This is a genomic window from Enterococcus termitis, from assembly GCF_001730305.1.
GTDB classification, from domain to species: Bacteria; Bacillota; Bacilli; order Lactobacillales; family Enterococcaceae; genus Enterococcus_L; species Enterococcus_L termitis.
Genome location: NZ_MIJY01000001.1, coordinates 496,366 through 520,148, shown reverse-complemented (window position 1 = coordinate 520,148; position 23,783 = coordinate 496,366). Strand labels below are relative to the sequence as shown.

Annotated in this window: 28 protein-coding genes; 6 read left to right on the top strand and 22 right to left on the bottom strand. The window is 37.8% G+C overall.

Annotated elements, in window-relative coordinates; genetic code table 11:
- Positions 1-14 precede the first annotated feature (14 nt).
- From argC to BCR25_RS02440, 3 genes are all read right to left on the bottom strand, one after another.
- Positions 15-1,046, bottom strand: coding sequence for an N-acetyl-gamma-glutamyl-phosphate reductase (argC, locus tag BCR25_RS02450; RefSeq protein WP_069662005.1), 1,032 nt, complete (start codon positions 1,044-1,046; stop codon positions 15-17).
- Positions 1,047-1,284: 238 nt separating this feature from the next.
- Complete coding sequence (locus tag BCR25_RS02445) at positions 1,285-1,674, bottom strand: GyrI-like domain-containing protein (protein ID WP_069662004.1); 390 nt, start codon at positions 1,672-1,674, stop codon at positions 1,285-1,287.
- An 82-nt stretch (positions 1,675-1,756) separates the two neighbouring features.
- Positions 1,757-2,455, bottom strand: a complete 699-nt coding sequence (locus BCR25_RS02440) for a DUF554 domain-containing protein (RefSeq protein ID WP_069662003.1) — start codon at positions 2,453-2,455, stop codon at positions 1,757-1,759.
- A 266-nt stretch (positions 2,456-2,721) separates the two neighbouring features.
- Here BCR25_RS02440 and BCR25_RS02435 point away from each other — a divergent pair, with 266 nt between their 5' ends.
- The 3 genes from BCR25_RS02435 to BCR25_RS02425 all read left to right on the top strand — a co-directional run bounded on the left by BCR25_RS02435 (position 2,722) and on the right by BCR25_RS02425 (position 4,564).
- Positions 2,722-3,474 carry a threonine/serine exporter family protein gene (locus BCR25_RS02435; protein WP_069662002.1) on the top strand — a complete coding sequence of 251 codons (753 nt, stop codon included), beginning with the start codon at positions 2,722-2,724 and terminating at the stop codon, positions 3,472-3,474.
- Between the two features lie 101 nt (positions 3,475-3,575).
- On the top strand, positions 3,576-4,064 hold the full coding sequence (locus tag BCR25_RS02430; protein WP_069662001.1) for a threonine/serine exporter family protein: 489 nt from the start codon (positions 3,576-3,578) through the stop codon (positions 4,062-4,064).
- A 71-nt stretch (positions 4,065-4,135) separates the two neighbouring features.
- Entirely contained in the window at positions 4,136-4,564 is a 429-nt protein-coding gene (locus tag BCR25_RS02425) for a GNAT family N-acetyltransferase (RefSeq protein WP_069662000.1), read from the top strand.
- A gap of 189 nt (positions 4,565-4,753) precedes the next feature.
- Here BCR25_RS02425 and BCR25_RS02420 read toward each other — a convergent pair whose 3' ends face one another.
- The 7 genes from BCR25_RS02420 to yycF all read right to left on the bottom strand — a co-directional run bounded on the left by BCR25_RS02420 (position 4,754) and on the right by yycF (position 12,347).
- Positions 4,754-5,596 (bottom strand): TIGR03943 family putative permease subunit, encoded by an 843-nt coding sequence (locus BCR25_RS02420; RefSeq protein WP_069661999.1) that lies wholly within the window; start codon positions 5,594-5,596, stop codon positions 4,754-4,756.
- Positions 5,597-5,640: 44 nt separating this feature from the next.
- Positions 5,641-6,546 (bottom strand): permease, encoded by a 906-nt coding sequence (locus BCR25_RS02415; RefSeq protein WP_069661998.1) that lies wholly within the window; start codon positions 6,544-6,546, stop codon positions 5,641-5,643.
- 218 nt (positions 6,547-6,764) lie between these two features.
- Positions 6,765-7,571 (bottom strand): MBL fold metallo-hydrolase, encoded by an 807-nt coding sequence (locus BCR25_RS02410; protein ID WP_069661997.1) that lies wholly within the window; start codon positions 7,569-7,571, stop codon positions 6,765-6,767.
- A 53-nt stretch (positions 7,572-7,624) separates the two neighbouring features.
- A complete protein-coding gene (locus BCR25_RS02405; protein ID WP_069661996.1) occupies positions 7,625-8,506 on the bottom strand; it encodes a two-component system regulatory protein YycI in 882 nt (293 codons plus the stop codon).
- Positions 8,506-9,816, bottom strand: coding sequence for a YycH family regulatory protein (locus tag BCR25_RS02400; RefSeq protein ID WP_069661995.1), 1,311 nt, complete (start codon positions 9,814-9,816; stop codon positions 8,506-8,508). The genes BCR25_RS02405 and BCR25_RS02400 overlap by 1 nt, the downstream gene beginning before the upstream one ends.
- On the bottom strand, positions 9,813-11,636 hold the full coding sequence (gene walK / locus BCR25_RS02395; RefSeq protein WP_069661994.1) for a cell wall metabolism sensor histidine kinase WalK: 1,824 nt from the start codon (positions 11,634-11,636) through the stop codon (positions 9,813-9,815). The genes BCR25_RS02400 and walK overlap by 4 nt, the downstream gene beginning before the upstream one ends.
- Positions 11,637-11,642: 6 nt before the next feature.
- Positions 11,643-12,347 (bottom strand): response regulator YycF, encoded by a 705-nt coding sequence (gene yycF, locus BCR25_RS02390; protein ID WP_069662129.1) that lies wholly within the window; start codon positions 12,345-12,347, stop codon positions 11,643-11,645.
- A gap of 191 nt (positions 12,348-12,538) precedes the next feature.
- On the opposite strand from yycF, the gene BCR25_RS02385 reads away from it, so the two are divergent.
- The gene (locus tag BCR25_RS02385; protein WP_069661993.1) at positions 12,539-13,498 is read left to right on the top strand and encodes a S66 family peptidase; all 960 of its coding nucleotides are present in this window, start codon (positions 12,539-12,541) and stop codon (positions 13,496-13,498) included.
- 141 nt (positions 13,499-13,639) lie between these two features.
- Here the strand turns inward: BCR25_RS02385 and BCR25_RS02380 are convergent, their stop codons facing one another.
- Complete coding sequence (locus BCR25_RS02380) at positions 13,640-14,014, bottom strand: MerR family transcriptional regulator (protein WP_069661992.1); 375 nt, start codon at positions 14,012-14,014, stop codon at positions 13,640-13,642.
- Positions 14,015-14,101: 87 nt separating this feature from the next.
- On the opposite strand from BCR25_RS02380, the gene BCR25_RS02375 reads away from it, so the two are divergent.
- The gene (locus tag BCR25_RS02375; RefSeq protein WP_069661991.1) at positions 14,102-14,869 is read left to right on the top strand and encodes an SDR family NAD(P)-dependent oxidoreductase; all 768 of its coding nucleotides are present in this window, start codon (positions 14,102-14,104) and stop codon (positions 14,867-14,869) included.
- Between the two features lie 53 nt (positions 14,870-14,922).
- Here the strand turns inward: BCR25_RS02375 and BCR25_RS02370 are convergent, their stop codons facing one another.
- From BCR25_RS02370 to BCR25_RS02335, 8 genes are all read right to left on the bottom strand, one after another.
- The gene (locus BCR25_RS02370; RefSeq protein ID WP_069661990.1) at positions 14,923-15,588 is read right to left on the bottom strand and encodes an MIP family channel protein; all 666 of its coding nucleotides are present in this window, start codon (positions 15,586-15,588) and stop codon (positions 14,923-14,925) included.
- Between the two features lie 193 nt (positions 15,589-15,781).
- On the bottom strand, positions 15,782-16,639 hold the full coding sequence (locus BCR25_RS02365; protein WP_069661989.1) for a DegV family protein: 858 nt from the start codon (positions 16,637-16,639) through the stop codon (positions 15,782-15,784).
- Positions 16,632-17,201: a DUF1836 domain-containing protein gene (locus BCR25_RS02360; RefSeq protein ID WP_069661988.1), complete on the bottom strand. Its 570-nt coding sequence runs from the start codon at positions 17,199-17,201 to the stop codon at positions 16,632-16,634. The genes BCR25_RS02365 and BCR25_RS02360 overlap by 8 nt, the downstream gene beginning before the upstream one ends.
- Positions 17,202-17,503: 302 nt before the next feature.
- On the bottom strand, positions 17,504-18,133 hold the full coding sequence (locus tag BCR25_RS02355) for a MarR family winged helix-turn-helix transcriptional regulator (RefSeq protein WP_069661987.1): 630 nt from the start codon (positions 18,131-18,133) through the stop codon (positions 17,504-17,506).
- A 173-nt stretch (positions 18,134-18,306) separates the two neighbouring features.
- Positions 18,307-18,954 carry a TIGR01906 family membrane protein gene (locus tag BCR25_RS02350; protein ID WP_281247161.1) on the bottom strand — a complete coding sequence of 216 codons (648 nt, stop codon included), beginning with the start codon at positions 18,952-18,954 and terminating at the stop codon, positions 18,307-18,309.
- Position 18,955: 1 nt separating this feature from the next.
- Positions 18,956-19,726: a TIGR01457 family HAD-type hydrolase gene (locus BCR25_RS02345; RefSeq protein ID WP_069661985.1), complete on the bottom strand. Its 771-nt coding sequence runs from the start codon at positions 19,724-19,726 to the stop codon at positions 18,956-18,958.
- Between the two features lie 6 nt (positions 19,727-19,732).
- A complete protein-coding gene (locus BCR25_RS02340; protein WP_069661984.1) occupies positions 19,733-20,386 on the bottom strand; it encodes a YutD family protein in 654 nt (217 codons plus the stop codon).
- 34 nt (positions 20,387-20,420) lie between these two features.
- Positions 20,421-21,800, bottom strand: coding sequence for a bifunctional metallophosphatase/5'-nucleotidase (locus BCR25_RS02335; protein WP_069661983.1), 1,380 nt, complete (start codon positions 21,798-21,800; stop codon positions 20,421-20,423).
- 94 nt (positions 21,801-21,894) lie between these two features.
- On the opposite strand from BCR25_RS02335, the gene BCR25_RS02330 reads away from it, so the two are divergent.
- Complete coding sequence (locus tag BCR25_RS02330; RefSeq protein WP_069661982.1) at positions 21,895-22,353, top strand: methylated-DNA--[protein]-cysteine S-methyltransferase; 459 nt, start codon at positions 21,895-21,897, stop codon at positions 22,351-22,353.
- Positions 22,354-22,425: 72 nt separating this feature from the next.
- Here the strand turns inward: BCR25_RS02330 and BCR25_RS02325 are convergent, their stop codons facing one another.
- From BCR25_RS02325 to amaP, 3 genes are read right to left on the bottom strand one after another with little or no spacing between them, the layout of a single operon-like run.
- On the bottom strand, positions 22,426-22,851 hold the full coding sequence (locus tag BCR25_RS02325; protein ID WP_069661981.1) for an Asp23/Gls24 family envelope stress response protein: 426 nt from the start codon (positions 22,849-22,851) through the stop codon (positions 22,426-22,428).
- A gap of 26 nt (positions 22,852-22,877) precedes the next feature.
- On the bottom strand, positions 22,878-23,111 hold the full coding sequence (locus tag BCR25_RS02320) for a DUF2273 domain-containing protein (RefSeq protein ID WP_069661980.1): 234 nt from the start codon (positions 23,109-23,111) through the stop codon (positions 22,878-22,880).
- Positions 23,112-23,123: 12 nt separating this feature from the next.
- Positions 23,124-23,687 (bottom strand): alkaline shock response membrane anchor protein AmaP, encoded by a 564-nt coding sequence (gene amaP / locus BCR25_RS02315; protein WP_069661979.1) that lies wholly within the window; start codon positions 23,685-23,687, stop codon positions 23,124-23,126.
- Positions 23,688-23,783 lie beyond the last annotated feature (96 nt).

Here is a 23,783-nt window from a genome sequence, read left to right as displayed (position 1 = left end):
AATAGTGTTTCATACTATGGATAAATCGGTAAATTTTCCAAGCCGCAGCGTTGATCAAATCCTGCAAATATATTCAGATTTTGAACTGCCTGTCCAGCAGCTCCTTTGCCCAAATTGTCAATAACCGTGACGATCGTGATGATCTTCGTCTGATCATTATAAGCCAATCCGATGTCACAATAATTAGAGCCGATCACTTGCTTCAAAACTGGATACGTTCCTACTTCTTGAATACGGATAAATGAATCCTGCTCAAATTCCTCTCGGTATATCTGAATCAATTTCTCGTCAGAAATCGGGGCAAGTGCTTTGACATACGCTGTTAAAAAAATCCCTCTGGTGACTGGAATCAACGATGTTGAAAATTGGATAGCCTCTACTTCAGACGACCATTTCTTTAATTGCTGCATTATTTCTGGTATATGTTGATGACTGTTCATCTTATATAGCGACATATTGTCGTGACTATCCGGAAAATGAGTGCTTTGTGACAATCCTTTACCTGCACCGGAAATACCTGATTTAGCATCGATCACTACTGAATCAAGAGCAATCAGCTTTTTCTTTAATAGCGGTGCAAGAGATAACTCAGCGGCCGTTGCATAACAACCGGGATTTGCTATCCATTTTGATGTTGGCACTTCTCTATATTCGGCTAAACCATAATCAAATTGATGAATCATTTCCAATGGAGCAGAAGTCGATTTATACCAGGTTTCATAAGCGCCTTTGTCTTTCAAACGGAAATCTCCAGATAAATCGATTACTGGAAAGCCTGCCTCAATGAAGGGAATAGCCAGTTCTTTTGAGATGCCTGAAGGCACTGCCAACAAAACTAATTCACTTATTGCCATAATCTTTTCGGTGTCGATCTTTTCTAATGGCAAAGAAATCAGCTGTTTTACGTGAGGATATACAGCATCAAATGATTTTTTATTCATCGAGTGGCTGTGGATCGATACTACTTCTACAAACGGGTGATGTTTAAGATAACGCAATACCTCTAACCCACTATACCCGGTGACACCAATAACAGAAACCTTCAAACTAATCACTTCTTTTCCTTTTATTTATTCTCTTATTGTTGTTTTTCATAAGTATACGTTTTACATCCACACAAGTCAATGGTTTTTTATTAATTTATTCAATAAAAATAAATAAATATACATAAAATCCATATGGATATTCATTCACAACACAAAAAAACTGATTGAACAATCACTCTACGAGTCATCATTCAATCAGTCAATTCCAAAAGAAAAACGATTATTTCAACTATACATTTTAGATAGAAAGGAAAATCGTAACAGTCCCATCTTTTTGGTAATGCTCTATGTCGGTTCGATAGGTTCGTCTTTTTTCTAAAGCTTCATCTTGCCAAATCTTCTGCCAAGCTTTTCCAACGCCTTCTGGTGTTCCTTCCGCCACTGGAATGGCTACATATTCTCCAGCGAGAATTTTTACTTCATCCTGCAAATCTGCCTGTTCACTGCCGATAAGTAAATCATAATCACCTTTGAAGTTTGTCTCATAATTCGAGTAAACGGCATATAGGTCACCAGCTATATTCATCGCCGGTACTTCACTCCACAGAGCAATAATTTCTTCTATTCGCTGATTATTGGTTCGAATTCTTTTTCCTTTGATCGTTTTTTCTGTCAATTGAGTTGTCATTTTCTTCACTCCTTCACTAATATAAAGGAACTATATCATGTAAATAATGACAGCATATTGTCATCATTTATGTGTTTTTTCATTATTTATAAAAAAGCACGGTAACGATACCGATCAAGATAAAAATACCCGGGAGAAAATTAGAGACGCGAATTTTTGTCATCCCCATAATATTTAGACCAATCCCTAAAATCATCAAGCCGCCGATCGCACTGATTTCCTCCATCAATAAATTCAACAAATCGCTGGGGATATAACGCATCAAAACACTTGCAAGTAACGCTATGATTCCTTCATAGAGAAAAACAGGAACTGCTGAAAATAAAACACCAACGCCAAGCGTAGCGGTCAACATGATCGACATAAAGCCATCCATCACAGCTTTTGTCAAAAGCGTTTGATGATTCGCTGACACACCGCTTTCAATGGCACCGATAATTCCCATCGAGCCAATCAGAAAAATCAATGAAGCCGTTACAAAACCTTCAGCAAAATTACTACCTGGCTTAGCATAACGTTTCTCCAGCACTAAACCAAAATTATTCATCTTATCCTCAATTCCAAGAGCCTCTCCCAGCATAGCTCCTAAGCATAGACTAATGAGAATAATGATAAAAGAAGACGTTTTAAACGCCATTTGAATGCCTAAAACTAATACACCTAAGCCGATTCCTTTTGTTACTGTGTCTTTCATCTGCTCTGAAATATTACGCAGTACAGACCCTAAAAGACTCCCGAAGATAATTGCGGCTCCGTTAACTAATGAACCAAATAAAATCATTTTCCCCACTCCAACCATTTCATATTTTTGTGCTTACTCAAGCTTAAACTAATTATTTTTTTATTATACGATAAAGAAATAAAAAACGATATTTAATTTTCTTGTCTTCTTTGTAAACTAAAAAAACAACCCTATCAAATCTGTCACTATTTGATAATGTTGCCGCTAAAGAATTAAACGTTTTTCATGTTCATGCTATTTTTTCCATGAATAATCAACTATACTTATTTTAACGAATCAGAAACAAGTAAAAGTGAGGAACATTCATGACAACAATTGATATAGAAAAAGTGCTAGAAACTTGTCTTTTAGCAGGAAAAATCATGTTAGAAAGTGACGCTGAAATGTATCGAGTTGAAGATACTATGAGCAGGATTGCTTTAGCTTCGGGTGATTATCGGCTTGTTAGCTATGTAACCCAGACAGGACTGTTTGTTGGACTTGACGGGACCTCAACCATTCGGATGGTACAGATTTTGAATCGCTCCATCAATTTGGAAAAGGTCTCCAACATCAATCAACTATCTAGGGAGTATGTAACAGGTCAGTATACCTTAGATGAACTCTTGGAAAAGCTAAAGTTGCTGGAGCAGGAACGAAAATTCTTTCCTCTATGGTTGCGTTTTATCAGTGCTGCCGTTGTCAGCGGTACAATCATGATTTTATTTGGCGGTGTCTGGACAGATCTATTTCTGACCTGTTTGATCGGTGGCTTGGGCTACATCCTTTACTACTCGAGTTTAAAAATTTTGCGGATCAAGTTTTTATCAGAATTTCTCGCAGCTTTTATGATTGGTTGTGCGGCTCTTTTAAGTAGTCAGCTCGGGCTTGGGACAAATCAGGATATGATCATTATCGGCTGTGTGATGCCATTGGTACCAGGTGTTCAGATGACGAATGCATTACGCGATTTATTAGCTGGACATTATCTTTCAGGGGTTTCAAGAGGAACCGAAGCGATGATGACCGCTTCGATGATCGGCTTTGCTATTGCCTTTGTTTTTCAATTATTTTATTAGGCAGAGAAGCATTATTGCAGCTTCTCTTCTATTTTCCATTGTACAAATCAATTCGAACAAAATCGCTACGATATTCTGTGTTTAAATAAAGGAGTCTTTGTATGTTCAATTTATTGGTTCAATTTTCTTTTAGTTTTTTAGCTTCCAGTGCCTATGCCATTATTACAAACGTTCCTCGACGCTCGCTAATCGCTTGCGGGTTGTCTGGTGCCTCTGGCTGGATGCTCTACTGGATTGCCCTTCAGTTTGGTGCTAACGTGGCTTTAGGCTCATTGTTAGGTGCCTTAAGTGTCGCTTCGGTCAGTTTCATCTGTTCGCGTGTGCTGAAACTGCCAGTGACGATATTCAATATTCCCGGTATGGTTCCTCTTGTACCTGGCGGTCTAGCGTATCAAGCAGTCCGTAATTTAGTGATCGGCAATTATCAAATCGCTATTGATTCTGCTGTACAGGCGGTCATGATTGCTGGAGCAATCGCTTTAGGTCTTGTCTTGTCAGAAGTCTTTAACCATAATATTCGTAACTTTAGAGAAAAAAGAGAAATCGTGGGTTTGATTCGAAAAAAAGAAGAAAACGGAAAACAGCCTTAAGAGGTATGGAGGTGTCTAAATGAGTGTTTGAATGATTCTTTTTAAATTAAAAAAAAGAAAGGATCTTAAAAATGATTAAAAAAATAGAACGACCTACAACAAAAGAGTTAGAAACGATACTGACTATTTGGTTATCAGCCAACATCGAGGCCCATCCTTTTATTCCCAAAAGTTATTGGCTGGATAATTTTGAATTTGTCAAAGCCCACTTACCCCAAGCAGCTCTCTATGTCTCGATCGAAGCGAATGAGATCGTTGGCTTTTTAGGAATGACAAATAATTATATCGCTGGTATTTTTATTTTAAGTGCCTACCGTAATCAAAAGATCGGTCAAGCCTTATTGAATGAAGTAAAACAGACACATGATCATCTTAGACTTTCGGTATACAAAAAGAACCAAGCAGCAGTAGCCTTTTATCTTAAACAAGATTTTCAGCTTATCAATGAGCAAGTAGATGCAACTGGCGAAGTGGAATATGAGCTTATCTGGAAAAGATAAGCTAGAAAAAACAATAAGAAACTGAGGAGGATAGAACAGAAGCAATCCCAAGAAATAAGAAGGGATTGCTTCTGTTTCCACCGTTTATCTGGATTTCATGTGAGTAAGAAATGAATCAAATAGTTACGCCCAGCCTCTCAAAATCCAAATAAACGTTTTTTCCAACTTCAGTTTCTTTGCTTTTTTAATCTAAAAGGAGCGATAAACGTACTGATTTTTTGGTTCCTGTATTTCTTTTACCTTGTTCACTTCAACCACTGGAATCTCTCGTTTGAAGGGGGTATAATACTCAGAGTGGATCGTTCCAGTCAATGTCACCCATTGATTGTTTTTAAATGAATGTTCACTAGGCATGTGAGTCAACAACCCAAAAACACCCGAATCAGCTACACAATGAATAATACCGAAACGAAAAACAAAGATATTTTCCTGCTCATTTTGACTAGAATTAAAAATGAACCCTTCATAAGTGATTGTCTTCCCAATAAACTCGCTTGGATAATTGTAAATCAATTCCATCAGCTCTAAATAATTTTCTTCAGTCACTTGCACTTGATCATTTTTTACATATTTAGATAATGCTTGTTTCATTTGAACATCATAGTCTGCTTTATCAAAATAAATACTTGTATCCGGCTTTAAATATTGTGTTTCAACGTCTGGATCTCCCACCGACTCCTTACTCAATGGAAAATTAAAACCTTTAGCCTCCACGATCGATGTATCTAAGCTGACTGTTGGGAATAAAAAACCTACAATCAACGGTAATGCTAAAAGTATGTAGGCGACTCCTCGCTGATAGGGCTTATCCAACCCATGATCATGTCCGTCATGTTCATGGCTCTCTGCTGCTTTTTTTCCATCTTCTTTATTCCAAAGGATCAACTGAACCAACGCCAGTACGAGCGAAAGAACCATCGACAAAATAGCTAAATAGCGATAATGAACGTTTATATATTGATTCAATCTGCCAGATACTTGTAAATACATCATCAATGTACTATAGCCGACTAAAATTAAAAATCGAATCATTCTCTTTTCCCTCCTTAAATTAAATGCGGAATAGGCTCGCTTTGTTAAATGGCTAAAGCATATAAACTAACAATAACGGTCACGATGCCGACAAATTTCACTATAAAGCCTGTTTTAAAGTAACGTTTCATCATCAATAAATTTTTGATATCCACCATCGGACCAAAAACTAAAAAGCCAACTACAGGACCATTGCCGAATAAGCTTAATAGCGATGAACCGATAAACGCATCTGCTTCTGAACATAAGGAAAGCGTAGCTGCTAAAACAAGCATCACTAAAATCGCTAAAAATTTTGTATGCCCTAGCTGTAAGATAGCGCCCGTTGGCAAATACGTTTGCATTGCTGCGGCTAAAAGTGAACCGAAAATCAAGTAACGGCCTGTATCAAAAAACTCATCGATTCCATGGGTCAGAACGGACCAGCTTTTAGTGAACAGACTCACTTTTCCATGAGAGTGCTCAGTGTCAGCATCTACACATGAAGAAACTGCTAATTCCTTCTGCAAAATCGGTTCTTTATTTATATACGCTAGCCAGATACCTACAATCATAGCTACCAACATACTGCCTAAAACCCGCCAAACAACAAATTTCATGGCATTTCCAAAAGCAATATATGTTGAAAAAAGTACGATTGGATTAATAATCGGAGCTGTTATCATAAACGCAAAAGCAGTATAAGTAGGCACGTCTTTTTTGACAAATTGATGCACGATCGGTACGATACCGCACTCGCAAGATGGAAAAAAGAAGCCTAAGAAACTGCCCACAAGGATCGATAAGAATTTGTTTTTTGGTAATATTTTTTTCACTCGTTCAGGTGTCAAAAAAACATGTAACGCACCTGAAATAACACATCCTAGCATCACAAAAGGTAACGCTTCGATAACGATCGATAAGAAAATCGTCCCCATTTGTAATACGGAATGCGGTAAAAATTCAAACATATAATTCCTCCTACTACAACAAAATGAACCCATTCATTCATCCAATTCATCATTTTATCTATCCAAAATATAGTTAACTATACTGCAGCTTATCCAAAAAAACAAGTCCGCAAAGATAACTTAAATCATCTCTAATCTTTTATACGAAAAAAACAAAAAAAGTTTGGAACTAAAACGAGTAACGTTTCATTCCAAACTCTTAAAAATGTTTTGTTTATTCAAATTGCAAATAGTGCAGATGCTGAGTCTGGATCAGTGTCATAAACATTAAAATCAAAATTAACACCCAAGCCTTTTTCAGTTAAAATCGATTCCATCGCCATTCTTGCATGTTCTTTTGTATTATTTTCTTTACTCAAATGACCTAGATAAATCCGCTTTGTATGATCGCCAATCACTTCAGCCATTGTTAAAGCACCGTCATCATTAGATAAATGTCCTTTATCTCCTAAAATACGTTGCTTCAAGCTCCAAGGATAAGGACCCATTCGTAAGATTTCCAACTCATGATTGCTTTCAATCAAATAGGCATCTGCATCTTTGATCGTACCACGTACATGATCACTGCAATAGCCAGTATCAGTCAACATCACAAAAGAACGATTTTCTTTATAAAAACGATAAAATTGAGGTGCAGCCGCATCATGGGAAACACCAAAACTTTCGATATCCATATCACCAAAGGTCAATACCTTCCCCATATCAAAAATATGCTTTTGCTCGACTGCCACATTACCGATCATCGGGTCCATCGCTGCCCAGGTTTTCTCATTGGCATACACATCTAGTTTATATTTTCTTGCTAGAACACCAACTCCATGAATATGGTCTCTATGCTCATGGGTCACAAGGATCGCATCCAAGTCCTCAGGTTTACGGTCAACTTCTGCTAGTAATGAAGTAATTTTCTTTCCGCTTAATCCAGCGTCCACAAGCAGTTTTTTGTTCTCTGTTTCGATAAAAAGGGAATTGCCTGTACTACCGCTGGCAAGAATGCTGATGTTAAAAGCTTTTTCTTGACTCATTTTTTTCTTCGCTTCCCTTCTATAGTCTACAGCTACTTATTATACAACCAACACTACTGATTTTCCACCTTTGGAACTGTATTATTTGTGATGATCGTATTGCTCATGGCATTGACCTGCTCGATTTGCAAATTACTTTCTCCCGCTTTGATGCCGACAAACCAGACTGGAACATATACATTTTTCTCACGAATTTTATAAATTCTCGTATAAGCAAGTTCCATAAAGGAAATTTTTGAATTACTTGGTATCTTATTATTGATATACAAGGTTTCAATCGCATCTCGATCAGAAAAAAGATCCGTTTTATCACGTAGCTCTTCAATTGCTTGAATATGCGTTTGAGTATACTTGTTGATTTTATGGATGCCGTCAGACTCACCTGTATTTTCTAATTTCAAAGAAATCTGAGCTGTATCATCTTTAAATGGGATTCCCTTGTAGGACTGTGAGACTAAAAGCTCTGGGAAATCAACATCTAACGTAGAAAAATGAGGCATATAGCGATATTCGGTACCAAACAAAACGTTGTCTGGATCCTTTAAAAAAGCTTCTAACGATTTTTCAACATTTTTATCATCGATATAATAATTGGTTTGCGTATAGTTCATTTGAGGATAGACAGTAATCGAGTTGTCGATTAATTCAACGCCGTTTTTGAAAAAGTTCCGCTCTCTTGTTTCCCGTTCATTTTGAATGGCGTCATAAAAGTTGGTCTGCTCGCCACTCAAATAATAACCTTCTTTTTTCTCGCCGGTTAGTGTTCCCTTATAACTAATATTATCTTTTTCCAGCCGTTTTTCGATGCTGTCTTTTTGATCAGAAAACGAAACACTGTTCTCCTCTTTTAATCCTTCTTGATAAATACCAAAAAGAAATATATTGAGTCCTAAAAAAGCAACGAAAAAAATCCATTCGATTCGTTTAAAGTCCATTACTCCACCTCCACATTCGCTAATTGTTCCAATAGCTCGGGTACGGTAGACCATTGTCCATCGTAACGAATATACCATTCAGGAGTCAAATCAACAACCTGAGTAACTTCTTCGATTTTATGCCATGTATAACCGATCACCATTGAATCGATTTTTTCCGTATCGACTCCGTTTAACGTCAATTGTTCCAATAAGCTTTCAGTACTTTGTAGTTGTACCTCTTCTTCTGACGGAATCGGCACCTGGATTGTATCTACACTTGTTTCGATCACTACACTGGTTTTCTCTGCTTTATCATTGCCAACTGTAATTCGGACCTGTCCTTTGTCATTTTCACTAAAAACAGGAAATCCCTCTACGAATGTGCGATAATTGATCTCTGATTTTGTACGGTCGAAATAACGCAGATTTCCCATGTTTGTTCCTAATTTTTTGATATAAGCAAAACTATCGGAATAAATATTATCTTCCGTTCCTCTTGCATCAATATCTCCATTGAAATGAATTGTTCCAAGATTTTCATCTACAATCAATCGTTCATTTTGACTTTCATAGGATAAGTCTTGGCTATCTTCATTTGTTTGAATGTCATCCGTATTTGTGAAAAATGCATTACGGAATCTATTTACAGGTTGCGAAGCTAAAATATAACTATATTTTTTCATTTTTAAATCATCCGACAAATAATAGTGCTTTTCTGCCATCGATTGCTGTTCTGAAATCGGATTGTATTCAACACCGACTTTGTTCATCAGATTCAATACTTTTTCATTATCAAATGAAATCGAGGTTTCATAGATATCGTTGTTTTTAAAATCTAAAAAGCGTAGTTTATTTTGTTTTAAATTAACTTGTATGCAGGTAAAATAAATTTCATCTTTATTCGAAATTTCATCTAGATTGATGTCCAAATCATACACCGAAATGTATTCATTTAATAAAAACGGTCCTTCATACAGTAATTCAAACCCTTGATCCATCGTTAAGTAGTGTTCAAATTGACTTGCTTCTCCCTTAACGACTTGTGTCAGTTTGCCAAAGGTCCCTTGGCGGATTTCATTTTGGATATTCGTAATCAAATTCTCACTGTTGTTCATTTCAGAGAGACCATTTTGCATACGAATCAAGCGCAATGGTAAAAAGACATCTGTGTCCAGTCGTTCGTTGACAACAGCCGTTGCAAGCTGAGCATCAGTTTTGATCGGTTGTTCTTTTTTGGAGGAGCTGAGCCAAATGCTAACTGAAAAATATAAACTAAGCAGAACCAAAAAAACAAGTCCGATTCGGATAATTTTTTCTGTTATTTTCATTCCCACCAGTCCTCCTCATAAGGTTCATAAGGTAAGGATATATAAAAAGTTGACCCCTGACCTTCCTGACTCTCTACCCAAATTGCACCATTATGCGCTTTGATTACCTCTCTTGAAATGGCTAAACCTAATCCTGTCCCGCCTTGCGCTCTTGCACGTGCTTTATCTACACGATAAAAACGATCAAACACTTTATTAAGGTCCTTTTTAGGAATTCCCAAGCCCTGATCCGTTACGCTAAACACAACGTTATTATGTGTTTCGAGTAAGCGACAAGTAATCGCACCGCCATCCGGAGAGTATTTAATGGCGTTATTTAAAATATTATCCAGCACTTGAATAATTTTATCAGTATCTAATTCTACCCACAAATCACGTTTCGTAAATTCGCGCTGAATTGAATAATTTTTATCCGTTGACTCCACCATCATATCAAAACGATCCAAAACAAAGTTGATCAGCTCATTAAAATTAACGTACTCTAGCTGCAGCTCATTATTTCCCGAATCCATTCGAGAAAGGTTGAGCAGATCGTTGATCATCCGAATCATACGGTCCGTTTCTTCCAATGTAACGTTTAAAAAGTTCGGCGCAATTTCCGGATTTTCCCAAGCCCCTTCACTAAGAGCTTCAATATAGCTGCGCATACTAGTAAGCGGTGTTCGAAGTTCATGAGAAACATTTGAAACAAATTCACGGCGTTCTCGTTCGTTTTTCTCTTGTTCAGTAACATCATGAAGCACACAAACAAGCCCTGTGATAAAGCCTGATTCACGACGGATCATTGCAAAGTCAACGCGAATGATCATTTGATCTTCTGGTGAGGTCGATAGATCGATCAGGATCTCTTCAGGTTCTTCCAGCAATTTTCGTAATGTATAGTCTGTTTCAATATCGAGTAATTCTAATAACGAGGAGCCGATCACATCTTCATCCTTCACATTTAGCAGCGAAAGAGCCATTTCATTGATAGTGATCACTTTCCCTCTTCGATCAGTCGCAATAACGCCATCTGTCATGTGCGCAAGTACGCTGTCTAGACGATTTCGTTCTGCTTCCATTGTTTCTTGTGCTTCTTCGATCCGTTCGGATAATTGATTGAAGGTTTCTGCCAGCTGTCCTAACTCATCTTTTCCATAAACTTGAACCTTACCTGTATAATCTCCTTTTGCGATCCGCAGTGCTTGTTCTCTCATTTCACCGATTGGTTGTGTGATCGAACGCGCAATCAACAGCGTCACAATGATCGAAATTGCCCCTGCAATAAGCGAGGCTGTAAAGAAAATTCGAGCTGTTCCTGTAATTTCCTGGTACTTACCTTCTATATTACTTTTAACATAAAGAACCCCGATGACTGTGTCGCCAGTCGGGGATTGAATAGGCATGACATTAATGTAAACACGTTTATCCTGATCCATTGCAGCATATTTTTTGGCACTGAAATCATTTAAATCACGATAATCATTTTTTTTGCCCACGATACCTTGGCGATTTAGATCACTGGTTGCACGGACAATCCCTTTGTCATCCACTATGCGAGCCTCGATCGTTTCTGAACCGGCAAAGTCATTGAGTGTTTTCTTTAGACTGGCATCGATTTCCGTCCGGTCTTGATTTTTTTCAACAAGCTTAGTGCCGATCGTACTCGCCAGCTGCGTTGTTTGAGAGTCGACATTTTGTTTATAGTCATTGATCGTCGTTGATTCTAGTTCTCGAATAAAGTAACCACCAATGATCTGAATCGCAATCAGTAACAGTAAAATGAAGGACAATGCGATTTTAAAGTTTACCGATTGAAAAAAGTGAACTTTTTTCTTCATAGATCACTACTCCTGTTCAGGGTTGCGTAAATAATAACCAACACCACGACGTGTTACTAAATACGTAGGGTGGCTTGGGCTGTCTTCGATTTTTTCTCTTAAACGGCGCACCGTTACGTCGACTGTTCGGACATCACCAAAATAATCATAGCCCCAAACGGTTTGCAGTAAATGTTCTCTCGTCATCACTTGACCAATATGTTTGGCTAAGTAATAAAGAAGTTCAAATTCGCGATGGGTCAATTCGATCTTAGCCCCTCTTTTTGAAACCATATAGGCATCAGGATGAATCGTCAAATCACCGATCATCAATTCTGATTGTGTCGTTGTTTCAGTTTCTTTTGCACTGGTCGCACCACGGCGTAGATTTGCCTTGACTCTGGCTACCAGCTCACGATTTGAAAATGGTTTTGTCACGTAATCATCGGCACCTAACTCTAAGCCTAAAACTTTATCGATCTCAGAATCTTTCGCAGTGACCATAATGATCGGCATGTCGTATGTTTTGCGAACTTCTCTGGCAACTTCCAGTCCATCCATTTTCGGCAGCATCAAGTCAAGAATAATCAAATCCGGTTCTACTTCTTTGACTTTTTCTACGGCTTCTTCTCCATCATAGGCTGTAAATACTTCATAGCCTTCTTTTGTAAGATTATACTTTACAATATCTGAAATTGGTTTTTCATCATCTACAACTAATATTTTCTTCATAGTAAGAGGCACCTCTTTTTCTTTTTTCTTTTCACTAATCTCTTCCATTTTCTCTTATTATACCTTATTTTGTCCACTGTTTCACCTCTTGTCGCTATCAGTGTCTTTTTTCTGATCAAGATATTGCCAAAAGAAACGATTAGTGACTATACTATAATAAGAAACAAGTTTGATTAAAGGAAGCGATGAAGATGAAACCACCACGATTGCAAAAAGGAGACGAAATTCGTGTTGTTGCACCGTCCAGTAGTTTTTTACGTTTGACCGATTTCGGCATTCAAGCGGCAGAAAGACGACTAACTAGTCTGGGGTTTAACGTCACCTATGCGGAACACACGATTGAAGAAGATCTTCTTGGTTCTTCGTCTATCATGAGCCGAGTGAAAGATTTACATGAAGCCTTTTTGGACGTAAATGTCAAAGGGATATTAACAGCGATCGGCGGCTTCAACAGCAATGAGCTACTACCCTATTTAGATTTTGATTTAATTAAAAGACACCCAAAAATTCTTTGCGGATACAGTGATATTACAGCTTTGTGCAATGCGATCACAACTAAAACCGGGCTTTTGACTTATATCGGGCCGCATTTTTCCAGTTTTCAAATGGATAAGTTGCAAGCGTATCAGACCGAACATTTTCAAGCAGCAACGATGAAAGAACAAGCCTTCGAGGTTTTTGCTTCTGAGGCTTGGAGTCAAGATGAGTGGTATCTTCCTGATCCTAAACGAGACCTACACGAAAATGAATGGAAAGTGTATAGTCAGTCTTCGCCTGTTACTGGGATCTGTTATGGCGGCAATCTAGGGACGTTCCAATTACTTTTCGGCACTCGTTTTCTCCCCGATTTGAAACAAACTATTTTGTTTGTAGAAAATGCAGAAGAAGATGATTATCACGATTTTGCTCGTGGCTTAGCCTCTTTGCTCCAAGTAGTCCATCATCCCAAAGCACTCTTGATCGGTCGTTTTCCAAAAGAAACCGAAATGACCGAAGAGCGCCTGTTGGCTATCTTAAATAAATACCCAGTATTGCGGGAGATCCCTGTGATCTACGATATGAATTTTGGTCATACTCAACCAATTTTTACAATTCCTATTGGCGATAAAGCGACAGTTGATTCAATGAAAAAGACAATTACTTTTTTCTAAATAGAATAAAGACCTCAATGAGGTTGGTAAAAAAAGGAACTCCTTCGGTTCATTTCCGAAAGAGTTTTTTTAGTAACGCTTATTTAAAGGGGAGCAGGCTAAAGGATCACTCAAAGAATTGTCTCTCAGACATATTAAAGTCTATTTTGACTGCATTTTTTCCATTTCATCATACAAAGACAGTTTATCATCCAATAGTTCTAAATGACTTTTAACTTTTTCATAATCCGCTACGACTTTTTTGCGATGCTGCAGTAACAACTCTTTTCGTTCTGTAATCGTTGAATCGCCAATTTTTCTTAATTGCGTGTAGGTTTTGATTGCCTGTAAAGAAATGCCAGTTTTTTTTAGTTTAATCACAAAAGTTGCCCATTCAATATCCGCTTCATCATAAATTCGATAGTTATGTTCATTTCTAGAAGGTTCAATCAATCCTTCCTTTTCATAGTAACGCAGCGTATGCTCACTAATGCCGATTGCTTTGGCAAATTCACTGATTGTATAAATAAGCCCCACATCCTTTCAACTTTTTCTTGCTTTAGAGTCGTCTCTAAGCCCTATACTCCAATTGTACCATCAAAAAAGTTTTAGGGGGAAAACAATATGAACTACACTACTATTACAGGCGCAAGCTCTGGTATTGGCTTTGAAGCTGCTAAGGCATTTGCAGCTTTAGGAAAGAATCTAATTTTGATTGCTCGTAGAAAAGAACGGCTTGATCAGCTAAAAGCAGAAATTTTAACTGATCATCCTACCTTGAAAATCATTGTCAAGGTCGTAGACTTAGCGCAAGAAGCTGCTGTATTCAATTTATACAACGAGCTTAAACCTTATACGATCGAAACCTGGATCAACAATGCCGGCTTCGGCTATTATCATTCTGTCTCTGATCAGGACTTGGATAAAGTCACTCAGATGCTTGATGTCAATATCAAAGCGTTGACGATCCTTTCTTCTCTTTATGTAACAGACTACGAAAATAGTAAACATGCTCAACTCATCAATATTTCATCTGCTGGCGGCTATAAAAATGTTCCCAATGCAGCGACTTATTGTGCATCAAAATTTTATGTAAGTGCCTTTACTGAAGCAATTTCTTTAGAATTAAAAAGTAAAGGTGCTGCACTTCAAGCCAAAGTTTTAGCACCTGCAGCAACTGAAACTGAATTCGCTCAAATTGCCAACGGCTCACAAAGTTACGACTATTCTAAAGCATTTACAACCTACCATACCACAAAAGAAGTGGTCCAATTTCTGCTAGAATTATATCACAGTCAGGAAGTCGTAGGCTTGGTCGATCGTGATACATTTGAATTCCAGTTATCCGGTCCTGTATTTTCACACTATCAATCCGGAATAAAAAATCTATAATGACCGACAAAAAAATCTGCCTGACGAATAACACATTCGACAAGCAGATTTTTTTAAGCTTCTGTATCAAGCAAATATTTGCTAACTAAAGCAGCAAGAACGCCGCCGATTAGTGGAGCAACGATAAATACCCAAAGTTGAGATAATGCGTCACCGCCAACAAAAATCGCAGGGGCTAAACTTCTAGCTGGATTGACAGATGTTCCTGTTAAAGGAATACCAACTAAATGAATCATAGTTAGTGTTAAACCGATAACTAGACCGGCAAGTTTTGCATTGCCTTTTTTGGCACTTGTGACAGTCATGATCACCAAAACAAAAATGAATGTTAAAATAATTTCTACTGTTAAGGCTCCGACTGCGCTTAAATCACCAAATCCATTTTGACTTAAGTTTGTTGTTTCGTATCCTGCCGCATTCAAAATCGATAATAACGTAAATGAAGCGATCAATGCACCAACGATTTGTCCTACGATATAGTAAACCAACTCCATAGCTGAAATTCGTTTATTGACCCACATCCCTAGGGATACAGCTGGATTTAAATGAGCACCAGAAACAGTTCCGATACTGTAAGCTGCCGCAATGATTGTTAGTCCAAACGCTAATGCGATTCCTGTGGTACCAATTCCATCCATACCATTTCCTAAAACGGCAGTTGCGGTACCAAAAAAGACTAAAATGAATGTTCCAAGACATTCTGCAATTGCTTTTTTCATGATTTTCCTCCTCTATTCTTATTCGTTATTACATTATCATAAAACATGAAAATTTTCATGATAATTTCAACTAAATTCAAAAAAATATTTATGAGTAATCATACATCTAGTTGATAAATATAATCATAAAAGGAAAATAAAAAAAATACCAACGTTAAGCATCACTTAAAATGCTCTTGTTGGTATTTTTTATTTAGTCTAATAATTGGATGCCGATACCTAAAAGACCAGGTCCTGTGTGAACAACTAATGCTGGGCTGATCGTTCCAAAATAGATTTTTTCAGCCTGTGGAAACTGTTCTTTTAATTTTGCATAAAATGCTTCTGCTTCTTCTACTGCTTGTCCTTGTGCAACAGCCAACACGAATTTTTTATGCTCACCGACAAATGCTTTGACTAATTCAAATGTCTTTTCCAAGCTTTTTTTTCTGCCACGCGCTTTAGCAACAGTATGATAAACGCCTTCGCCGTTACAAGAAATGATTGGATTCAATTTTAGCGCATTTCCCAAAATCGATGCCACTAAACCGATTCTTCCGCCCTTTTGTAAATACTCTAAGGTAGCTACATTAAAGAAGACTTTGGCCTTTGCCACATTTTTAGAAAGGATCGTCAACATGTCTTCCCAAGAAGTACCAGCTTCGATCAGTTTTGCGGCTTCAATCGCCTGTAGACCACTGCCGATTCCAATATTTTTCGTATCTAAGACGAAGGTCTCCAAGCCAGCGAAGTCTTCGCCAATCAGACGTACAACATTATATGTACCACTTAGACCGCTGGAAATCGTCACAGCTAAAACTTTCTCATAGCCATCTGCTTTGATCTTTTCAAAAATGTTCGTAATCGTTTCTCCATCTGGTAATGATGTGCTGGGAATCTCTATTGGCAAGCGTTCATAAACCTCTTCCGGTGTAATATCAACTTTATCTGTATAAATTCGATCTTTATAAATAATCTGCAACGGGATCATGTACATTCCATATTGTTCGATCAACTCCTGAGGCACATCTGTCCCGGAATCGACTAATAGAGCGATTTTTTCTTTATTCATAAGTTTGCTCTCCATTTTCTTCTAAGTATTTTTGTTCTAATTCAATGACTTTTTCAGTAAATAACTTTGTTGCAAAAGAGAGAGTTGCTCCTTTTACAGCTAAATAGTTTACCGAAATCGGCTGATCAAATGCGGCAATCGGTTGTTTTCCTGCTGCTTGTGAAATAACAACAGCCAAAGCAGCTTCTTGCTCCTCACAGAAAAGGTCATATGCTTCTCGAATACCTACAGCTGCTCCTTGATACAAAATACCCTGTTTGATCTCAGGTATCGTCAATACTTGCTTCAACAACGTGATAGCGATTAAAAAAGCTAAGTGCTTTTGATTGTAGCGTTTTTTCTTCGGTGCTGGAATCAAGCCTAATTTTACATAATTATTTACCATCGAAGACGTCAGTAATGTATGCTTTTCCTTCAAAATAATGGGTGACAAGTAGCGTTCAACCAACGTGATCACTTGATCCATATACAGATCTATTTCCGGCAATTCATGCCATCTTGGTAAATGAACTCCTTCTAATTCCTCTCCCCATGATTGCAAAGAAGTTTCCATCTCATCCATACAATCCCTCCTTCTATTTACAAAAATAGTTTAACATCATTTCAAGAAATATTCAATCTAGTTTTAAAAACTAGATAAATTAAAAAAAGGAAACTGGAACATAATTCTACGAATTATACTCCAGCTACTTCTATAATGAATAACCAGTGAAAGTAAAAACAACGCTTCCTGCTATGAAACACAGCGACAGTGGAACTACCATCAAATAATCCAGTTCTCCTTTATTTCAGTTGCATGCTTTCTATGCAAAATGAAGAACTTCTGTCTCTTCAATAAACGCCTCTGTCTAACGCCACCATTTGTTAAAAATCAGCAAAGTCATCTTCTTCCGCATTGTTTTTAAACGGATTAAAGCCAAATTTTTCTCTTTTTGGAAAACCGTTTGGATTAAATGCTTCGTGAGGATCGAAACGATTGCTATCTGTTGGATCTACTCTGCCAAAGCCACCCAGACCATGCCCTGGCCCCCGACGCATATGAGGACCGCCAAATCCTCGTTCATCTTCTGGGATTTCTGCCTCGATTGCCTCAAGCAATTTGTCCATTATTGTTCTAAACGACGTTTGCTCCTCTTCCGTCAAAACAGAAAAAATTGTTTCTTCTTCGTTCTGACTGTTATCTGCGGCAGCCATACCGGCTTCTGTTAATCGAATGACCATTACTCGACGATCACTTTCCAATGGTTCACGACTAATGTAGCCTTTTTTCTCTAATTTTCCCAACAATTCACCTAATGATTGAGGACGCATATCTAATAAATACGATAGTTCTTTTTGAGTTGTTTCTGGTTTCAATTTTAATAGATTCAAAACACGCCCTTGTCCTCTATGAGGATTGCCAAAAGGTCCGTGCTCTCTCCGACGTTTCATAAAATACCGTTGCATCATCGCTTGTAGTCTTAGAAACACTTCCATCAATGTTTGTTCTTCCATGATTGATTCCTCCATAAAAATAGGCTATATATCAGGTACCTGAATTATATTATAAAGGTACCTTTCGTTTTTGTCAATCATTAAAATCTGCTTTTATTCCATTGTATAAACAGCTACCTGTACAAAAAAATACCGGAAAGAGCAGAAACTCTCTACTTCCGATATTTTTATCGCTATATTCGTTTAAGCTCTCGCTTGCCAGCAAGGATTCCGACCAAGAAAAATAGTTCCAATAAAATAAAAAATAGAATAAAACTATGCATGAAAAATTCTTCTGGTAAAACATTGATGATCGGGTCAGTCGCAGGATCAAACAGCCAATCGTCATTATTAAAAAAGACCCCATGAAATGCGACAAAAAATTGATCAAATCCGACTGCCATCAAAATGCCAAAAAATACAGGAATGATCATGCCCCACTGAAAAGGACGAATCAACCGCCACAAACGTTTACCCTTGATTAAACGACGGATAAATAAAATACTTGGTATCGCCGTCACGATCAAAACGCCATAACATAGTAAAAAGAGACGTTTCACTTCATAAAAATGAAAGGCGCCACTCTCAGACACCGGAAAATCAGACATTTGCAGGGTATGATGAAACGGGTTGTTTAGATACGACATCAGTTGTCCAAAATTCTTCAATAAGGTCGGCTGATCGATAGCTACCACATCTAAAAGATTCAACGCCTGAATATCCCACACATAGAGCGGTCTAAAATTGATCGTCAGTGCAATGCTCAATGATAAAATAGTCAGGATCAGACAAAAGATACCTAATCGTTCTCGCCAAAGCCAACTAGTTTCTTTCTTCATCATATTAAAACGTCCATTCATCTAGTGAATCTAAGATATAGGTAGGTTTTGCTGGTAAGTCAGGAACCGCCTCTTTAGGGGTAAAGCCCGATAATACCAGTAAACTATCGATTCCATTTTGCAGACCAGATTGAATATCCGTTTCATAATTATCTCCTACCATGATGACTTGCTCTTTTTCCAATCCCATTACATGAAGTGCTTCATTCATGATAATACTATTCGGTTTACCGATCATGATTGGTTCAGTCTGTGTAGCAGTAGCTACTAAAGAGATAAACGAGCCTGCTCCTGGCAGCAAGCCGCGTTCTGTAGGAATACTTTTATCTGGATTCGTTCCAATAAATACAGCGCCATTTCGAATACAAAGAGCAGCTGTCGCAAATTTTTCGTAGGTGATTTCTGTATCTAATCCTACAACCACATAATCTGGTGTTTTCTCATCCCAAACAAAGCCTTGCGATAAAATCAAATCGACAAGTCCTGACTCTCCGATTACATAAACGCGGTTGCCTCTTCCTTGCTCCTTCATGTAATCGATCGTTGCAAGGCTAGCCGTGTAGACCGTTTCAACGGGCACATGAATATCAAATTCTTGTGCTAATCGATCGATTACAGCTTTTGGTGTCTTTGTCGTGTTATTGGTCACAAAAAGAAACGGCAGGTCTAACTCTTGTAGTTTCTCTACAAATCTCTTTCCTGCCGGAATCACTTCTTTACCTAGATAAATCGTGCCATCTAAATCGATTAAGTAGCCTTTATAATGCTTTTCCACAAATCGTTACTCCTCACGTTGACGAATCGTAAAAGAACGTCCTTTATTTGCATTGTTTTCTTGTTTGCCAATAATCTGTTTCTTTTGTTCGTTTTCTTTACGGTTTTTGATTACTGGTTTGGGTTTATTTGATACAGGAACGCGTTTTTCTTCTGTATGCGCCTGACTGCGGGTATTTGTTTTTTTATTGGTTTTCTTCCTGCGTGTCTGTTGTTTCTCACGTTTTCCGCCGATGCGTTCGATTACAAAATAGGCACAACCAAAATTACAATACTCATATAAATAATCTTCTAATGCATCAATCCGCTGCTCTGGTGCTGCTTTGCGATTGGTTTCATTGAAGAAGCCTTTTAAGCGTAGTTGATCATAGCCCCAATCCCCAACAATATAATCGTATTTTGACAGGACATCACTAAAACGTTCACCTAATCGCTCAGCATCAAAGGCTTCACGATGGTTTTTGACTAGCTGGTATTGACGCTCACCGATGTTCAAATGAACCTCATCAATGATCGTAACGACTTCGCCTTTTTTCTTTTCTTTTACTGGCTCTTCTTTTATTTCTTCGAGAACTGCTGTGAGTTCGTCTGTTAATGTTGCTTCTTCTTTATTTTTAGTAGGTTTTGCTGATTTGTATGGTTTTTTTGTTTTTTCTGTCATATTTTCACCACCTGTTTTTTATTATACCTTGTTTTTACTGGATTGGGTAGTGGGCGTGTAAGTAGTCTCCCAAAATGGTTCGCATGAATTCGGAAAAAATGAATTCGATCGTGCCCGCTAGTTCGATCGTTGGGAAAAATGGAATAAACATAAAATGATCAACTGTTGTAAACGTATATTGTTTGTTTGGATCGACTGGTTGATCGTGCCAAAAAGCCTGCTGCGTTTGTTTATCATAAGAAAAACCATCATAGTAAAGTTCACCAAAAACCTTGCCGCGAAATCCCATTCCTGTAATTGGAAATTTACGCAGGTAGTGACGATTTTTTTCCATTTCTTGAAGCATACGAGTGAAATCAGCGCCTGACAGAGTGACTCGAATCAAATGCATAGGATGAGGTAGGCTTTCATGAAGTTGATTTTGATTTACGATCCCTTTGGGAATGTCCGTTAGGAACAAACCATTATTTAGCACAGCAGCCTCTGTCTCCCCTTTTTCTTTTAAGGCTTTTAACGCTACGGTCATCAGCGAATGTTCTGTATTTAAAGCAGCAGATAAATCATAGGGAATTTCTGCTAGCTGCTCTGCTTGTAAGAGCTGATGGCCTAAAGCAAGGTAATCAGCGATTTCGCTTTGATCTCCGACTTCTTCTGGTAAATCTGCTGTCGGTAGCGCTCTAGCCGTACTTTGCACGATATGGTTCTTATCAACAGTTAAATGGACTTCTCCGATATAATAGCCGAATTTTCCAGCCGCTGAGAGCTGGGTTTTATTGATTTTTTCACCGGACCTGAACAAGTGATGTGTATGAGAACCTAACAGCACATCGATTTCTGGAAATTCATTAGCGATGCGAATATCTTCATCGATCCCTAAATGACTCATCAGTACTAAAATGTCACAGGCGGGTCGAACTTGTGCAACCAAAGTCGGCAAGACTTCCTTCGCGGATTGGATCGTCCACCCATTTGGTTCATAGGTCAAAGGAAATGGTGCAGTTAATGCAATTAAACCAATTTTTGTTTGTTCTTTTGTTTCGATGATTTTATAAGGTTCGGCCCATTCAGGCATCTGTCCAGTATTTTTATCAAGTAAGTTGGCTAACAATACATCAAAATTCCGATGATCATAGAGATGATTTAATTGCTCTTTAGAGTTGCCAACACCCTCATTATTTCCGATCGTTGCCGCATCATAATGGATCGTATTCATTAATGCTATATTTGCTTGACCATTCGTAGCTTCTGTTAAAGGATGCCAGCGATCAACAAAATCGCCAAGATCGAGCGTGAGAACGGTTTTGCCAGCGTGACTATATTTTTCTTTTTGACTGGTTAGGTAACGCCTGATTTTAGGCCAATTTTCCAAATGTGAATGCAGATCATTCGTGTGAAGGATGACGATTTCTTCCATCATAGTACCTCCCATAATAAATATATAAAAATATAGTACCATACTTCGGGATGAAGTATAATAAAGTAACTACGAAAAGTACAGGAGGAATACGATGAAACTACAAGCGCCTTTCGGTCCAATTTGGCTCGACGCAAACGAATATGGGCTTACAAAAATTTCCTTTGAAGAACTTGACGAACATCAATGCAATTCATTTACCAAACAAGCAGCTGATGAATTAACAGACTATTTTTTAGGAAAACGGACTACTTTTACTGTCCCCTTATCGATCCAAACAGGAACAGTATTTCAACGAAACGTATGGCAAGCACTCACTCAAATTCCCTATGGAACATTTTGCACTTACTTAGACATCGCTAACGCAGTGGGTTCACCAAAAGCCTCACGGGCAATTGGTCAAGCCAATAGTAAAAATCCGATTCCGATTATTATTCCTTGCCATCGAGTCATCGGTAAGAATGGCCAATTAACAGGCTATTTAGGCAGTGCTGAACAGGATGGTTTACTTATCAAAAAAAGCCTTTTAGACATAGAACAAATTACTCTATAATAAAAAGAAGCGTGTGAGATGAATACAATACGTCTCTCATACGCTTCTTTTTTACTTTCAAATGAACTAGCTTTAATTTCCGCCGTTATTACTGTCTGACGCGTCTTTTCCACGATACTTCTCTAAATATTGTTCTTTCGTCATGACATCGCCAACATTCATGTTGAATTCTACAAGATCTAATCCAGTCATATAGCGGATCGCTTCTTTGGCTTTTTCAACCGTTACATCAAAAACCGCTGAAATATCTACATCGTATTTACAAATAACTGAAACATCGACTGCCACTTGTTTTGTTCCAACTTCTACATCGATCCCTTTAGTTAAATCTTCATTATCTCTGAAACGATCAGCAAAATCCGTGAAAAGATTTCCGCTTAAACCTAAAATCCCTTCAATATCAGAAATGACCACACCTACGATTTTCTTAATAACGACATCATCAAATGTCAATTTGGCTTTTAATTCACCTGATTTTACTTGTACTTCTTCTGCCATCTCTCTTCACTCCTTAAAATTTTTGTTTAAATTCCTATCATTGAGCGTACAGCATCGATCAAGGAATAAATATCTAAGTCTTCATCACGCATCTTTCCAATAATATAGCCTATTGCTCCAAATATCAGTAAAACCAATGTTTTGCCAAATCCAATCAAAATAAGCAATACCGCTAGTAGGAAAAATACGGCCGTCCAAATAATTCTAAAGCGATAGGGTTCAAGTTGTTTGACCCATCGTTCTTTTTGATGTTGATCCATTGATTTCCCCTCCTAAACCACGCGCGAATGTTTTTTCCCAAACGCTGCAGATTCTGTTGGCTCCTTTTCTTTTAGTGAAACAACAACCTTACTATCGATCGACTCTAAGGCATTAGCTAAAGCCTCTTCAACTCGTTGTTTGATTTCATCAGCCATTGGAGCAAAGCGCGTTTTGCTGCGAACTTCTATTTTCAATTTAACTAGTACTTTTTCTTTTCCTTTGATTTTAACGGTCAATTTTGTTTTGTCTGGATGGATTGTGGAATTATACGCATTTTCTGCAATTTGGGCAACCGTACTTTTTGGGATTTCGATTTTATTTTGTCCTTCTTTTACAACTAAACGGTTGCGACGACCTGAAACAGACAAAACAATCACTAATGTGATAAGTAATAGACCACCTAAAATTAGCAAGATCCATTCAAAAAATGAAAATAGCCATAAATGACTGATCAGAAATTTGCTGACCGCTAAAGATAGCCATGGTATTTGGAACACTTGGCTGAATAATCCCAGCGTTCCGATAAATAGTAGAAGTGTAATCAGTGCTAGTATGACTTTTACAAAGCGTTTCATGAACATCCCTCCTCAACGAAATATATTTTTATCGTTAGTTAAATTGTAACGCCTAAAAAAAAGGAATACAAAAGATACGAATCCAATTTGACCAAA